Here is a 14,511-nt window from a genome sequence, read left to right on the forward strand (position 1 = left end):
GCAACAATGGCGCCTTTACGACCTTTGGCTTCTTTATTGGTGACCACGGTGTAGAGTTCATCATTGGACAATGCAGTCTCATCAATACTTAAATGAGTGCCCATATTCTTCTCAAAAAGCATCCATTCTGTGGCATGCTCCCGTTGATCCCAATCTTTATAATCGCTAATGTGATGCTTATATTGTTGCTGAAGTTGCCTGCCGTCCATCTGGTACATTCGGGCCAGTTGATGACAGCTAATCGGATGCTCGTCCAAGTGTATCTTTTAAAAAAAGCGCGAACTCTTTGGTGAGTCGTGCTCCTTTCATAACCAGATCCCAGTTACGAGATACAATTTCGCCGGTAGACAGAACTTCCCAACGGCGACGTTTTATGCTTAATTCTACTTTGTTCTCGCGAATCGGAAAGTCCTGTACACGAACTTCCGGATAAAACCCTTTGGAGTGAAGCGTTTGGCCTGCGTATTCGGCCGGAGGTAGGCTCTTTTCTTCTAAAAATAAAACCAACCCTACTTTATCTTTTACAAAATGAGTTATATCAAAATATTCAAGTGTCCCTGCTGGTAAAAAATAGCCTAACAATTCTTTTTCCTGGTCCCTTTCCAATGTTTCTTGTCAGTCCTGATCCCTAAATCCCCCAATTTTTCAACCTGATCCCTTACACCCTATAGCTTATAATCATGCTTGGCGCACATAAAAAAGGTCCACCATTGCTGATGAACCTCTTTTGCGGACCGGACGGGACTCGAACCCGCGACCTCCGCCGTGACAGGGCGGCATTCTAACCAACTGAACTACCGATCCATTCGCCTAAGAACTTGTCCTTTAAACGTTTTCCGCTGAGGGTGTGTCGTTTTTGGGATGGCAAAGATAGTGGTTTTCAGATATCTCCAAAAAAAGTTTTCAATTTTTTTTACAAAAATTGCGAAAAAGAGGATGCCTTTTTCAGGGTAAACTGTCCGGCGGAAACTATGGCGGCAATCAGATCTATCCAAGCTGAATGGCAGCATGGCAACAGCCTTACTTCCTGGGACCCTGTCCGGCATTTATGGATTGTTTATTTTGCCCCCATACATCCGCTCCTCAAAAAACATTGACCGTTTGGGCAAGATCTTACTCGAGCATTAAAGCATTTTACGGCAGCCAAACATCGGGTCAAAGAGGTTCCAAATTATCTGCACAGAATCGCTCTTTAAACGCTACTACAAATAAACGCTGTCAATAGAGACAAAATATTGCATTTATGTACCTCCCTCCCATCGGCTTCATATATAGCAACCGATCATTTTTTGCACCGATAAATTATGGTTCGCATCCAGCGGTAAGTAGGAAAACTGGTCATGAATGGCTTTTTGATCCTGCATTCACTGACGAAAGTGGGTAATACATAACAGCATCTGGATAAAAAGAGATGGGATGGGGTTATCACGGATCGATGTTGAAATTGTTTTAAATACTCACAATACCATCGAATCTTCGTAACATACGTCAATTTTATCAGGCTTATGTTTGCACGAACCCTGGCAGTTATTGACTGCCAAACTACAAGACACCTCGTGGATCCAAGATAAATGCAGTATTATTGCGGCCTGGTAAATATGCTGGTCTTCTTTTTACAGAATATAACGGAAAATAACAGATGAAAGCAAGGGACGAAAAGCTGCAACAAATTATCGATTGGGCCAAAAACAACAATGATATCCGCGCTGCATTACTAACCAGTTCTCTGGTAAATCCACTGGCGCCTGTGGACGACTTCAGTGACATTGATATAGATTTCGTTTTTGAGAACATCGATCCGTATCAGTTTAATAACACATGGCTTTCGCATTTTGGCTCCCCGATAGCAATGGTTGAGGAAGATGAAACCTTTTTCGAGGGAAAGCATGCCATGAAAATGGTGCTTTATAACGACAATGTTAAAGTGGATTTTAAACTCTATAAAAAATCAGCGTTCATAAACGATGTTAAAGAACCTGAATTACCTGAAGATTGGGACGTAGGTTATACCATTCTGCTCGATAAAGACGGTATTACGAAGGGCATTAAACTGCCAACCTATCAATCGGTTCTGATCAAAAAACCCACTGAGAAAAGATATCAGCAGCTGCTAAATGACTTTTGGTGGGATATGACTTATGTTGCGAAATGCCTGGCGAGGGACGAGCTGTTCTACGCCAAGTTTATGTCGGAGAACATGATGAGAACCGATTATCTGGTACCCCTCATAGAATGGTATATTGCCAGCGCACATCAATGGAATATAACAACAAACAAACATGGAAGGCTTTTTAAAAAATATGTACCCTTAGATCTATGGAAAAGAATTGAAAGAACATTCTCAGGTAGTAATATGGAAGAAAACTGGAATGCGCTGTTTGTATATGCCGATATAGCTGCTGAATTAGGTGTTGAACTTGCGCAAAGATTAGACTATACGTACCCTGCAGGATTGGAAAAAAATGTACGCAAATACCTCGAAGCGGTAAAAGCGAAATACGATTCACGCATTTCCATGTAATTCTTAAAACAAAAGGCTATTGGGCAGCCGGCAACTGCTTAGTCTCACCGACTGAATAGCAAAATGATTTTCTGGCTGGACAATTATAAGTTCCGGGGCTCAGCGTCTGTTGTCTGTGCTCACAAAACGAAGCCTGAAAAAATCCGGAATAAGCGTCTCGTTCGGCTTTAACCAACTTAGCAGCACAAACTCTTCCAGCTCCTCGATTCGATTACTATCCAACTCAAGATTTATCCTGTCGAGGAAGGCTCTTAACATCGTATAGCCCACGATCGTAGGGTTGGTGTCGGTTGACAAACCAGCTATGCTTTTTATGTGCACCGTCCAATAATTGTGATCTAAAGAGAATCCGTATTCCAATCCTGCCCTGGCTCCTGCCTTCCACAAGTCATAGCCTTCTTCAGGCACTTCTTCCAGCTGGCCCTGGCTGGTAAAGCCTTTTCCGCCATAATGTTCTTTGATCTCGTTTCTCCCATCCAGGTTTGGAATCACATCAATATTCACAACGGCTACATAGCCAATTCCATTTTTTAACTTCGTCCACCTATAGGATCTTGCTTCACGTGTCATATAAACGAGGTTTTGTCCAATTAAAAGAGCGATTCCGAAGTTAAGGCCAATTATGGAATTTAAGAGCGACGCAGGTGCTGACAAAAAAACGCAATCAAAAGCCTGCTAAACAGCCTGCAAATGACAATTTTACATTTTAATTAATGTTTATTTGCGGCTTAAACCCCGGCAATACACATTTATCGGCTAAATTTGCGCACCTTGAAAAAATCAGGCCTTATAAAGATATGTTTTTGAAAACGCTGACCGTAGCCGGCCTCGCCACTTTTGAGATCTATGCTGCTATCCCTGCCGGGTTTGCCTTCGGTTTATCGCCCTGGACCATTTTTTTCGCCAGTGTTACGGGTGGTTTAATTGGCACTTTTGTCGCCGCTTTCCTGGGCGATAAGATCAGGGCTTTCTTTCATAAAAAGAAACCTGCCAAAGATGCTGCTGAAAAAAAGCATCCCATGATGCTCCGGCTCTGGAATAAGTATGGCATTATCGGCCTGGGATTTTTAGGCACCATGTCCGTCGGCGCACCCATCAGCCTGGCTGTTGGCATCGGACTAAACGCCAATATCAAAAAACTGGTCACCTGGTGCTGCATCGGGGTTATCACGCGTTGTATCGTATTCACCCTGATCGGCTGGTATGGACTAAAATTGATTTAATCAAACTACAACCGCTCCTGCTCCTCGATACTACTGGCTTTCCGGGAAGATAATTTGCCGCCAATATGATAACGTACCGATAAACTGATGCGGTGCGCTTCGGGCCGGTCATTGTACCAATAATCAGTCGCGTTTGAGAGCGACGCGGCGCGCAACCGGTAGGTTCGCAGGAAATCTGTAAACGTACACTGCACCACCAGATTATCTTTTAAAAATGATTTGCGCAACCCGGCATCCATATAGAACAATTCGTCTTTCAGATATACACCTAACAATTCACGGGAATAAATAAATGTGGCCAGCTCGAACCGCAAGCCGCCGGGTAATTTCAACTGCTGCTGCACCTGCGCATTCGCCGCCCAACGGGAAGCAGTAAGATCTTCAGTTGTTTGCGCAATGGGATAGCTTGCATAATTTAATCCGCCGGAGAACTGCATACTCCAGGGACCTGCATGAAAGGGAGCCGACAATAATACATCGAAGCGCTGCATATTGCGGAAATTCGCGGTCTGACTCTTAACGGCATTGGCCGCTTCGTCAATGCTCAATCTTTTGGTCATGTAATTATCCCTTAATCCATAGGTAGCCGTTAGTATGTATTTCTGCTGAAAGGTGAAAGCAGCCGATAATAACCAGGCCATCTCAGGTACAAGCCCGGGATTCCCGGAATAATAAAAATACTGATCCGTATACCAGCGCACCGGATTGAGATCTGAATAAGTAGGCCTGTTGATGCGCCGGCTGACCGACAGGTTAACCTTATGCTCTTTCATCTGATGGTCAAGCGAAAGGCTGGGGAATATACGCGTATAGTTCCACCGGTTGCTGAAACCGCCTTTCACCGTATAGCCTTTTGCATCGGTATGCTCTATTCGCAATCCGGCCTGTACAGTAGTGCGTTTGAATGTCCTGCTGGCAGAGAGATAAGCCGCGGAGATCCGTTCATCGTACAGGAAGTGGTTCGACATACTTGCTGCTTCTTTATATACGTTATCAACCAGCGAATCGAAGCGATAGTTATTGTCATTCGATACCCAGGCATATTTCAGTCCGGCCTTCCACACCATGCTTTGATGCGGCCATTCCAGGTCGGTTTTGGCCGAACGGATCGTGATATAACCGGGCTGATGCGAGCGCAGCGCATTGACGGCGGTCTGCGCGCCGGTAGCGCCATCGGTGGTAATACTGGTCATCAGGGCGTCTGATAAATTACGGTAGCTGATATAATGCGTTTCCGTAGTGAGTTTTTTTGCGCTGCTATCTATTTGCCATGTCCAGGCCAGGTTAGCAGCATTGTAATGATAAGGCTCCACGATATTGTTGGTGGTGCTCACCGCGGAGTGAAGCCGGTCTGCCCCCGTATAACGGTTCACAAGTGCTTCTTTCGGTGCGGTAAAATCATCGAAATAGCCATGATAATGCGCACTGAGCTGGTGCCGCTCTGCCAAATGCCAGTCTGCCCCCAAACGCCAGGTGTAAAAATTGATATGGTAGTTACTGATGCTACTTCTTTGCAGCCGGTAGCTTGTATCATCCTCCACCACCGTGTTGCCGCTGCTGGCTTTTACTTTCCGGTTCGGCGTATTATAATCAAAGGAACCGTAGATACTCAATGAGCGGGTATTGATGCTGGCGCTGAGATTCTCATTATACATCCAGGTGCTGCCGCGGGTTAGCGTCGAGCGCAGATCGATGCCAAAGCCGCGAATGGTACGCCGGCGGGTAACAATATTGATAAAGCCTGCATTGCCTGCAGCATCGAACTCGGCGGTAGGTGCGGTGACCAGCTCTATCTTTGCCACATTATCACTGCTGAGGCCTTTTAAAAAATCAGACAGCTGCTTACCCGTGAGATAATTCATCTTGCCGTCTATCAATACATTCACCCCTTCTGTTCCGCGCAAACTGATATTCTCGTCCTGGCTAATGCTGATGCCGGGCATTGTTTTCAAAAGGTCGAACACAGAAGAACCCGTAGCAAGCGTACTGTTGCTTACATTCATAGTAACGCGGCCATTCTCCACCTGCAGGTTATTCCTGGAAGCGGTCACGGTAACCTGCCGTAAGGAATCGGTGCGCGGAAATACCAGGGTATCGACTGCAGCCTGCGCTTTTTTATGGAGGGCAGTATCAGCAGGCCGCTGTTGCGCCAATACCGCCACCGGTAAGGCTGTCGTTAACAGGGTAATCAGAATAAACAGGATGATGGATCGTGATGCCTTTGATTCGTACATATATTTATAAAGCATTTTTAAAGGGGTAAGCGTGTATATTCCGGCTCAGGCAATGGTACGCAAGCGATTCCTGCCTATAAAAGCAGAGAAAACAGTGAGCAGCCAAAGCCATCCCAGTCCGCGCAACAATTTGCCGGTATTTACTGTGGGCGGCGCTGGTTCAAACACCGGCAGCTGCCTGAAATCGGCTTTCGTCATAAAGCGGCCGGCAAATAAGGGTTCAAAACAAAAATGAGATAGGCGGCGATGAAAAGCGGCTATGGATGCGCGGAAGGCAAAGGCATTCTCCAATCCGCTACTAGCCAGGGTATTCATTAGCTCCTGGGCATTCACCGCCGGATTGATCCCATGAAAGGCCGCCATTTGCGTATGCCGGCGCCTGATGCGTTGAAAGTAGGCGTCCACCGAGGGTTTTGCCTCGGCATCCGCCAATGTTACATATGCCGAATAGGCCTGAAACTCCAGGAAAGGGTTCGTGGCGGCCGTGTCGCGATGCCTGTATTGCGGATAGATCCGGTAAAAGCGTTCCAGTACTTCCTCTTTCTCCTGCTTCGATTCACCGAGGCCCTGCTGCCGGCGAATGTAGTCGGTCAATTTGGTAGGGTCTGCCTGGCTTTCATCGCTAAAGGCCAGGTTCAGCAAGGCCGGGATCACTACCAGGAACAGCAGCCAGGCGCCCAGGCTTGCCAATGCATTGATGGCGCTGCTCTGCTGAAATGAATTGATGAGCAGCAATAAGGCAAACCAACACAATGCATAAGATCCGCTGATCAATAACCACCACAAGAAGTAACCGGCGTCTACGAGCGAAATATCCGCCCAGATAAAAGCGATGCAGGAGATCAGGCATAAAAGCGCCATGATGATGCCCAGCCAAAACAGCAGTTTGCATATAATGATGCGGTGCAAGGGCACTGGTTGGATCCGCAGCAAAGGCAGGGTGCCCCGCTCCTGCTCATCGGATAAGAGGTTGTAAGTACAAGCAATGATGAGTAAGGGCAACAGGTAAATGATCACAAAGGAAAGATCGAAGTTACCTGCCAGCAGCTTACGCGGATTGGCGATCTCCGACCTGAAAAGCTGCAGGTATAAATTCTGCGCATTGAGCGGCAGGTAATATACATTTACATCGCGCTGGCCAATAGACAAAATCGCCAATGGCGCCGGCTCATCGATGGCATAACAGGTCAAAAAGAAACGCACCTTTGACGGGAAAGCCGCTTTTTCCCAGGCCGCGCGCCCTGCGGCCGTAGTCGTATCGGCATGCAGCCCCTTTATCAATTGCGCTTGCTCCTGTGCATTTTGCTGCCTAATGTATTGTATGGTCTTTTCCTGCCGGTTTATTACAGCATTGCCATAATGAACCGCATAGAGGGCCGCGACTGCAAACAGCACAATGATACTTACCTGCAGGTAGTTCCTGGTAAAAAGTTTCCATTCGCGCCCACCTATCAGCAACAGCGTTTTCATAGGCGATTGATAATGGGTATTCTTTTGAGAATGACATAAAATAGTACGCAGGACAGTACCAGCAGCGCTGCCAGTGAAATCAATTCCATCCGGTACAAGGCCAGCACCTGCCGTAAAGGCAATTGGTGGTACTGAAAGTCGGGCACCGAAGCATACAGCGAGCGGGAGGCTTTATAAGTCCAGTCGCCCTGCCGCGAATGATACATCATGTCTTCATTCATCTTTTGCACAAAATGCCGCCGGTAATTTTCAGTTTTCTGCTGAAAGTCGATATGCGTATACAGATCCGTAGCTGCAAGTGCCATGGAAAGACCCTGTACGGCGAGATAAGGATCAACGACCCCAGCCAGGCGGCAGAAGCGGTCCTGCTGCAACAAGGTATTTTGCAGCTGGTGAAAGTGTTTATCGTAGACCATACTGCTGTACGCTTCGCCCGCCTGCATAATATATCCTTCAATATTAAATGGCAGCTCGGCCACCGTTTTAACCTGGTATTGTTGCAGGAGTTTGGCCTGCAGTTGCTGTGCACGCTCGTCCTGGGTATTGTGCCCGTCGATGCCCTGCCTGATATCGCGCTGAATGGCTTCGCGAAAATTATATTGGGCCGGCAGCGGGTAGCGGTCGCTGCTCATATTGGCAACTGCTTTTGGAATGATAATACAAGTGAGTATCCACCCTGTAAGCAAAAGCAGCAAGGCATGGCCGCTGCTCTTTGCAATGGCAGAGACAAAGACCGTAAGCAGGGTGAACAATAAAAAATAGCCGGCATAAACGGCCAGCAGCATCAGAACGCGCAAGCCCTGGCCGCTGCTGCCTTGCGCCATGGTGGCAAAGAACACACCGGTTAAACCCAGGGCTGGCAATAACAAAAGCAAAATCGCGCCATACTGACCCATTACTTTACCGGCGGCTATAGCGGGCAGTGAGATCCCGCTGCTGAACAGCAGTTTGAGCGTACCCTGCTCCCTTTCCCGGGTAACAGTAGAAAAGCCCATAAAGATGATGAGCAGCGGCACTAATAATTGCAGGACCAGCGCTACTGATAATTGACCAAAGCGGATGCCGGCGCCATGACCCTCTGCCGGTTTGAACAGGAAATCATTTTGCCGGTGAGGTTCCAGGTAGGCATAAGCGCCCGCATAATTGTCGAGGCCATCATCGAACATACTGAACCAGGTCTTTGGCTTGTAAGCGAAGGTGCCGAAATGGGCCGCTATATGCGGGTGTTTGGGATCCTGGTGCAGCCATTGCTCCCGCTTTTCCCGCTTTGCCTCGTCGCGGATCTGTTTTGCCGTTTGGTAATTGCGGTAAGCGCCTCCCGCCGCCACCAGTAAGAGCAGCAAGATGATAGCTGCCGTAAGCAGGATCAGCTTGCTGCGGTACACGGTGGTCAGTTCTTTCATGGCTAACTGTAAAAGCTGCTTGCGCATGTCTATGGAAGTTTATCGAAACCGCTGCAGCGGCCTCCGGTAAGGCTTAGTTTTTTATTAACAGCGCCATTGGCCAGCTGGTAACTGTAGATGCTGTTTTCCGATCTGCCGGATACGGCAAAAAGCAACTGATCATTATCATAGCTGCGGATCACGGCGCCATTGGATCCGTATACATCGGGTAAAACAGGCAGCTTGCCAGCACTTGTTTTTTGCGCCAGGTCGATCCTGAAAAATTGATGGGCGGGCCCGTTGAGCTCATAGGCATCGGCGGGATTCACCAGCGCCAGCGTAAAAGCGAGTCCATTATCGAATAGCGATAAACCACGGCATTTATAACCGGTGGCAGCATCCAGATCGAGAAACCAGGTGGGATCAAAATCCGTTGCTCCTTTTTTAATGCGAAGGATACCGCTCGGCCGGTTGGTATACCCAAGGCCAGCCACATAGATATCGCCGTTTTTGTCCATGCTGAATGCATTATACGCATCGAACACACTCCCTGTACGGTGATCCTTTATCAGTTTCTCCAGTCTGGCAGTGGCCAGGTCTATCACGGCTACATAAGCGGTATCATTGTATTTCTCCACAAAACCGGCTCCTTCATAAAAGACACCCATGAATAATTTACCATCCCGGGCTTTCATGCCCAGGTAGTACATCACCGGCGCCTCGGGGCGCAGGATCGCAGCCAGGTCGATCTCGCCGCTGCGCTCCATGGTGGTGGGGTTGAATTTGATCAGTTTGGCCAGTCCGCCCGCCACGGAAGCATAGGCTTCGGTGGGACTAACAAACGCTACTGTAGAGTAGGTCTTGGCGCCGGGCACCACCAGCTCGCCTGTTTTTACGGCTTTGCCGCTTTGGTCAAATGTATATTTGGTCATGGTGGCGGGGGAATTATACACGCTCACGTAGGCTGCGCCGTTATAGGTGATCAAACGGCCATTACCGGCCAGCTCTGTAGCATTGCCATTACCTAGGGAAGCGGTGTCGAAACCGGCCAGTCCCTGGATATAGGTCGTTTGCGCACTTCCCGTGCCCGCTACCAGCGCAATGGCATATACATTCGCGTCTTTTTGCTGCGGGCCGCCGCCATGGTCGTTTTTGTCGCAACCGCTTAAACCCGCAAAAGCGATCAGGGCAGCATATCCGGGGATTCTTAACAGTGTGTTCTTGCTTTTCATTTTGGAGTTGCTTTTATTGTTCTAAAAAGATCCTTGCTTTCAGGGTAAAGGCGCGGCCGGGCAACTGGACATTGTAATTGTCGTACACCCGTGCATTGCCAAGGTTGTGCACTTCAACACTCAGTGCTGCGCGGTTATCGCGCAATGCATAACTGAGCCCTGCCTGCTGCACCCATTGCGTAGGGATCACCGCCTTGGTATCGCGCCGGCCGTCGTTCGACCAGTAGAGGTAAAACCAATTCACATAGTTGATCCCATACCAACACTGCAGGGTATGCTGGCGGCGAAAGAGGTTTCGCCGGGTCCATTGCAGTTCGCTATTGGCAAAAAGGAATGGTTTATTGGGCAATCGCTGGTTATAATAGCGGTCATCGATATTGCCGGTATTCTCTTTCTTCGATCTGTTGATGATATGCTGAAAAGTACCGTTTGCCCAAAGCGACAAAGACGGTAAGAGCTGGCAGCTGGCTTCGGCTTCTACACCAGCGCTCCGGGCCTTTAAGAGGTTGCGGTATTGTGAGCTCCGGGGTGCGGCCTGCAGGAAAATAATATTATCAGTAAGCCGGAAAAAGCTGTTAACTGCTGCCGTGAAAACAGTGCGGCTGTACCGCGCCATGAGATTAACATTGTGACTCTTCTCCGGGAGAATGGAAGGGTTCGCTCTTACCAGGCTGAAATCGCCGAATACTTCCGGATCCTCGGGCAAACGGGTAGCGTATTCATATGATGCTTTGATCAGCCAGTGACGGTCAAGGTCAAATTTAAAAGCTTCGCTTAGTCCCAATTGTTGTTTTGTCTGACTGGCCGGATGGAAGACCATATTGTCGATAGTGAAACCGCTTGCATGGTACCAGTAGTATTTGACAGCCGTCGTGCTGGTCATACGTGGAGAAAAGCGGCGCTGCCAGGCAAGGCCCGCCGTATGTTTTTGCATCCGCACCCGGTGGCCATAAACATCCTGGCCGTAATAGTTCTCTGCGATCGTGTCTTTGCCTTTACGGGTAAAGTAAGTGCTGGTAACTGAAAAGCTGAATGTATTAGTGCTGTCTGCCGTATAATTCAATTGCAGCCGGCCCACCAGGTTCTGCGTGGTAAACAGCAGATCGGTGCGGGCGCTGGCGATCTCGCCATAGGCTATTCTTCTTTCATATACTTTTCCATCCCAGGTATAGGCATTGTAGGAGGTATCGAGAAAATGTTCTTTGATGGCGCCTGCGTTGCCATAAAAAGTGATCCCAAGCCCTGGCAGCAATTCCTGTTTCACGTACCGTATGCCGGCATTAAAGGTTCGTTCATTGCGTGTAACGGCGCCATAGGGTTCCGTCATCACCAGGTTGTGCTGTACCTCTTTATCCATGCCATAATAGGAAGCATTGACACTGAACAGATCGGCCCATTTCCTTTGCCGGATGCCGGCCTCTACATTCAATTGATGGTCGCGGTAGCGGTCGTGGAAGCGTTTTATTTTTTGCGTCACCGGGTTGCCCAGCCGGTCGGGCACCTGGGCGGTGATGGGATAATTGTTATCGCTGTAGTTAATAAAAGCCCCTGCCTGCAGAAAGAAGCGGTCATTAAAATTCCGGTAGGTATTCACAACGGCTTTATGGGTATTGAAAGAACCAATACTGTAAGCGGCATCGGTATAATTATTCAATTGCTGGCGGGTGACAATGTTGATGGCGCCGCCGAGTGCATCGCTGCCCAGTTCGATGGGCACAACGCCTTTATACACTTCTATGCGGTCGATGGCATTCACGGGAAAGATGTTGAGGCGATTACCGGCGCCCAGAAAATCGGCGGGGATCCCATTGATGAAATATTTCACCTGGCGGCCGCTGATGCCATTGATCGAAAGATCGGCCTTACTGCCCAATCCACCTTCCTGGCGTATACGAACGCCGGGCGACTGGTTGAGAAGGGCCAGCGTGGTGACAGGCCTGTTATAATATTTCCTTGCGTCGATGACCGTAACGGCACGCGTGCTTTGTTGCAGGCTGCCGGCAGAGCTGGTGCGCACTTCAACTGCTTTCAGTTCCGCGGTCTTTTTTTTCAGCGTATCGGGCCCTTGCGAAAGGCTGGCGCCTGAGGAAGCAGGCAATTGCGCCTGCACGTTATAGATCATCAGCAGCTTTGCAAGGAATAATATGCCGGTCAATTGCTTCATGGTATTTCTGTAATTAATCCTTCTGCGATCATTTCATCATAGGCTGCGCGGTATTTTTCCCGCAAACTGGCCGTGCTTAGGATGCCATCAGCCGCCTGCCATATTTCCCCTTGCAGGCCTGAAAGGCGCCAGGCAGCCTGCCCTTCGCGCGGCAGTACATACCGCTGTTCTACGCCATCTTTTGTTTTTTGCAGGAACAGGTGTTGTTGATTGCGCAGGCTACGGGGCTGCTGATAACAATGCAGGGGAATGGTGATCCGCTCTTCGTTGTACAGCAGGAAGATGCTTTTGCCGGCCGTGTTTACAGTAAGAGACCCGCCCGGCGCCATGTGTATTAGTTCCAGCTTTTCCGGGCGCTCGTGACGCTCAGCCGCGTACGTAATGAGTTTTGCCGGTACGGGTTCCGGACCGGGATTATGGATCAACAAGTGCTCACCCTCTTCCTGGGAGATGTTCAACTGTTCTATATAAAAAAAATCTTCGGTGGCAGTGCCTGAATATTTGACCGAACCATCGAGATAGATCTCAGACAAGAGCGTGTATTTGCCAGGAACCGCATCACGGGGTACGGCCCAGGTAAAATAGTAATGGCGGCCGTTTTGCATATTGGTCAGGAGCTCCACCAGTTTCTCCCGCTGTTGCGGCCCCGTTAAATAAGATGCAAGCACCAGCAGGGGCGTATATTTTTGGAGGTATTGACCAGTATCATTCGGTTTCAACGGCTCAGGCGCTGAGACCGCAGTGGAAGGCAGCAGCAATACATGCTCTTCAAAAAGCATATGCGTGTGCCCGTCAGGACTGTTTATACCTATCCGCACCAGGGGGCATACGGCTGCTTCCATACCGGCCGGCAAGGTAATGTTCCAGTGAATGGTTATCGCGCTGCCACGAATGGCCCGTTTTGGAAAAATGCTCATATCAATGTTTGCGAAGGTTCCTGATGGCTTGTTTACTATATCGCTTTGGGTATTCCTGGAACCACCTGATCACCGTTTCCTGCCCCAGTTGGTCATAGGTAATGCTCATGAAGGTGGCCAGCTTTTCTTTAAATGCTTTTCTTGCGGCAGCGGCATCAAGGGCCAGCTGCTGCTGTTGTTGCCTCTTCTCCATTTTGCTGGCGGGCAGGTGATGCAGGTAAGCGCCAAAATACCGGTCACAGAACTCCTGATAGGTAGCCGTGAACAAAATGAAGTTGTGCCACATTTCGTCTATGATAAGCAGTTCATCGGGTATGAATACGCCGGGTTGCCGGCTTATATAAAGGAACTTCTTCGTTTCGGTAAATATGGCTTCCGCTTCGGTTTCGGATACATCAAACAGATCGGTGAATCGGGCAATCACATCTTCGTTCTGATATTGCAGCAGGGCTGCCAGGGTAGTGCTTTGCATGGCAATTGGTTTTAAGTATAGGAACAGCGGGGCGATCCCCCGCTGTTCTTCTTCATTCAAACTAATCGGGTGTAACGCAGCAATGGCTGCCGCCACAGCAATGCGTGCTAGATCCGGTCCATGCGTTTTCTCTTTGTTCCAGCAGCGATGCGATCAATACATCCTTGTTGATGATTTCCATAATTAAAGTGTTTAATAGTTAATGCCTACTTTTTTAAAAGAGGTGTTCGGCAGGTGCCTCTATGCCCGGCCGCCGGGTACCACGTGCCGCCAGGCAATTCGGTATACCATGGGTTGGTCTATCTTGTTAATAGAAGATGTAAATAAAGTACAGTCATTGTCTGCATGCGTGAAACAGCTATGCAGCCAATACCCGCCTGTCATGCAACAGGGCAATAGATGTGTTCTGAAAAGTATTTATGCTTGTGGGGGTCCGCGACTATCTGAAACAAATAAGCGATCGGGATTGATGGCCGTGATCAGCCGGCTGTAGGTTGGCCCGGTGTATACAGGTGCTATCACCAATATTAATTCGCCGGTGAAGGGAGTGTCTTTGGCAAGCTGGAATTCACATATGGAACATTCGGCGTGTGATAAAGCTCCCTTGATGAATATATTTTCCTGTTTGCAGGAATGGGATGTATTGTAAGAAGCATGGGAGTGGAACGCTTTGGCAAGATGCACCAGGGTCATTACTGCGACAAGCAGTAAGGCGATCAGTTGTCTGGTATATGCAAGCCTGCGATACATCAAAACAAAGATAGGGGAATTTCTATTAAATGCAACAGTGTTGTATTTTCATTTTACCGGAAATCTGACATAAAAAAAGAACTAAGATGAACGGCTTTGATTATGAACCAGCTGTTACCGTTGCCGCTATGCGAAACCGCCTCAAC

At 48.6% G+C, this 14,511-nt stretch carries 12 protein-coding genes, 1 tRNA gene and 1 pseudogene; 2 read left to right on the top strand and 12 right to left on the bottom strand.

Features of this window, described 5'->3' with window-relative positions:
• From JT717_RS22145 to JT717_RS22155, 3 genes and pseudogenes are all read right to left on the bottom strand, one after another.
• A pseudogene (locus JT717_RS22145) lies at positions 1–218 on the bottom strand (ISAon1 family transposase); the annotation flags it as partial.
• A 19-nt stretch (positions 219–237) separates the two neighbouring features.
• Positions 238–606 carry an ISAon1 family transposase N-terminal region protein gene (locus JT717_RS22150; RefSeq protein ID WP_205513227.1) on the bottom strand — a complete coding sequence of 123 codons (369 nt, stop codon included), beginning with the start codon at positions 604–606 and terminating at the stop codon, positions 238–240.
• A 124-nt stretch (positions 607–730) separates the two neighbouring features.
• Positions 731–804: transfer RNA gene (locus JT717_RS22155), tRNA-Asp, on the bottom strand.
• 835 nt (positions 805–1,639) lie between these two features.
• Between JT717_RS22155 and JT717_RS22160 the strand changes: the two genes are divergently transcribed.
• On the top strand, positions 1,640–2,521 hold the full coding sequence (locus JT717_RS22160) for an AadS family aminoglycoside 6-adenylyltransferase (protein ID WP_205513228.1): 882 nt from the start codon (positions 1,640–1,642) through the stop codon (positions 2,519–2,521).
• A 99-nt stretch (positions 2,522–2,620) separates the two neighbouring features.
• Here the strand turns inward: JT717_RS22160 and JT717_RS22165 are convergent, their stop codons facing one another.
• Positions 2,621–3,091, bottom strand: coding sequence for a hypothetical protein (locus JT717_RS22165; RefSeq protein WP_205513229.1), 471 nt, complete (start codon positions 3,089–3,091; stop codon positions 2,621–2,623).
• Between the two features lie 233 nt (positions 3,092–3,324).
• On the opposite strand from JT717_RS22165, the gene JT717_RS22170 reads away from it, so the two are divergent.
• A complete protein-coding gene (locus JT717_RS22170) occupies positions 3,325–3,744 on the top strand; it encodes a small multi-drug export protein (RefSeq protein WP_205513230.1) in 420 nt (139 codons plus the stop codon).
• A gap of 5 nt (positions 3,745–3,749) precedes the next feature.
• On the opposite strand, the gene JT717_RS22175 is transcribed toward JT717_RS22170, so the two are convergent.
• The 8 genes from JT717_RS22175 to JT717_RS22210 form a co-directional block, all read right to left on the bottom strand.
• A complete protein-coding gene (locus tag JT717_RS22175; RefSeq protein ID WP_205513231.1) occupies positions 3,750–5,978 on the bottom strand; it encodes an outer membrane beta-barrel protein in 2,229 nt (742 codons plus the stop codon).
• A gap of 45 nt (positions 5,979–6,023) precedes the next feature.
• Positions 6,024–7,448, bottom strand: a complete 1,425-nt coding sequence (locus JT717_RS22180; protein WP_205513232.1) for a DUF3526 domain-containing protein — start codon at positions 7,446–7,448, stop codon at positions 6,024–6,026.
• A complete protein-coding gene (locus JT717_RS22185) occupies positions 7,445–8,878 on the bottom strand; it encodes a DUF3526 domain-containing protein (RefSeq protein WP_205513233.1) in 1,434 nt (477 codons plus the stop codon). Before JT717_RS22185 ends, JT717_RS22180 begins: the two co-directional genes overlap by 4 nt.
• A gap of 2 nt (positions 8,879–8,880) precedes the next feature.
• Positions 8,881–10,062 carry a DUF4374 domain-containing protein gene (locus JT717_RS22190; RefSeq protein ID WP_205513234.1) on the bottom strand — a complete coding sequence of 394 codons (1,182 nt, stop codon included), beginning with the start codon at positions 10,060–10,062 and terminating at the stop codon, positions 8,881–8,883.
• A gap of 13 nt (positions 10,063–10,075) precedes the next feature.
• Complete coding sequence (locus tag JT717_RS22195; protein ID WP_205513235.1) at positions 10,076–12,226, bottom strand: TonB-dependent receptor plug domain-containing protein; 2,151 nt, start codon at positions 12,224–12,226, stop codon at positions 10,076–10,078.
• Positions 12,223–13,143 carry a hypothetical protein gene (locus tag JT717_RS22200; RefSeq protein WP_205513236.1) on the bottom strand — a complete coding sequence of 307 codons (921 nt, stop codon included), beginning with the start codon at positions 13,141–13,143 and terminating at the stop codon, positions 12,223–12,225. Before JT717_RS22200 ends, JT717_RS22195 begins: the two co-directional genes overlap by 4 nt.
• A 1-nt stretch (position 13,144) precedes the next feature.
• A complete protein-coding gene (locus tag JT717_RS22205) occupies positions 13,145–13,615 on the bottom strand; it encodes a UCP032817 domain-containing protein (protein ID WP_205513237.1) in 471 nt (156 codons plus the stop codon).
• A 417-nt stretch (positions 13,616–14,032) separates the two neighbouring features.
• Positions 14,033–14,365 carry a hypothetical protein gene (locus JT717_RS22210; protein ID WP_205513238.1) on the bottom strand — a complete coding sequence of 111 codons (333 nt, stop codon included), beginning with the start codon at positions 14,363–14,365 and terminating at the stop codon, positions 14,033–14,035.
• Positions 14,366–14,511 lie beyond the last annotated feature (146 nt).

The organism is Longitalea arenae, assembly GCF_016924755.1.
Taxonomy (GTDB): domain Bacteria; phylum Bacteroidota; class Bacteroidia; order Chitinophagales; family Chitinophagaceae; genus Niastella; species Niastella arenae.

Bases quoted from the DNA above. Each gene is read 5' to 3' on its own strand.
- JT717_RS22160 (WP_205513228.1), top strand. From the start codon at position 1,640: ATGAAAGCAAGGGACGAAAAGCTGCAACAAATTATCGATTGGGCCAAA.
- JT717_RS22165 (WP_205513229.1), bottom strand. From the start codon at position 3,091: ATGACACGTGAAGCAAGATCCTATAGGTGGACGAAGTTAAAAAATGGA.
- JT717_RS22175 (WP_205513231.1), bottom strand. From the start codon at position 5,978: ATGTACGAATCAAAGGCATCACGATCCATCATCCTGTTTATTCTGATT.
- JT717_RS22180 (WP_205513232.1), bottom strand. From the start codon at position 7,448: ATGAAAACGCTGTTGCTGATAGGTGGGCGCGAATGGAAACTTTTTACC.
- JT717_RS22185 (WP_205513233.1), bottom strand. From the start codon at position 8,878: ATGCGCAAGCAGCTTTTACAGTTAGCCATGAAAGAACTGACCACCGTG.
- JT717_RS22190 (WP_205513234.1), bottom strand. From the start codon at position 10,062: ATGAAAAGCAAGAACACACTGTTAAGAATCCCCGGATATGCTGCCCTG.
- JT717_RS22195 (WP_205513235.1), bottom strand. From the start codon at position 12,226: ATGAAGCAATTGACCGGCATATTATTCCTTGCAAAGCTGCTGATGATC.
- JT717_RS22200 (WP_205513236.1), bottom strand. From the start codon at position 13,143: ATGAGCATTTTTCCAAAACGGGCCATTCGTGGCAGCGCGATAACCATT.
- JT717_RS22205 (WP_205513237.1), bottom strand. From the start codon at position 13,615: ATGCAAAGCACTACCCTGGCAGCCCTGCTGCAATATCAGAACGAAGAT.
- JT717_RS22210 (WP_205513238.1), bottom strand. From the start codon at position 14,365: ATGTATCGCAGGCTTGCATATACCAGACAACTGATCGCCTTACTGCTT.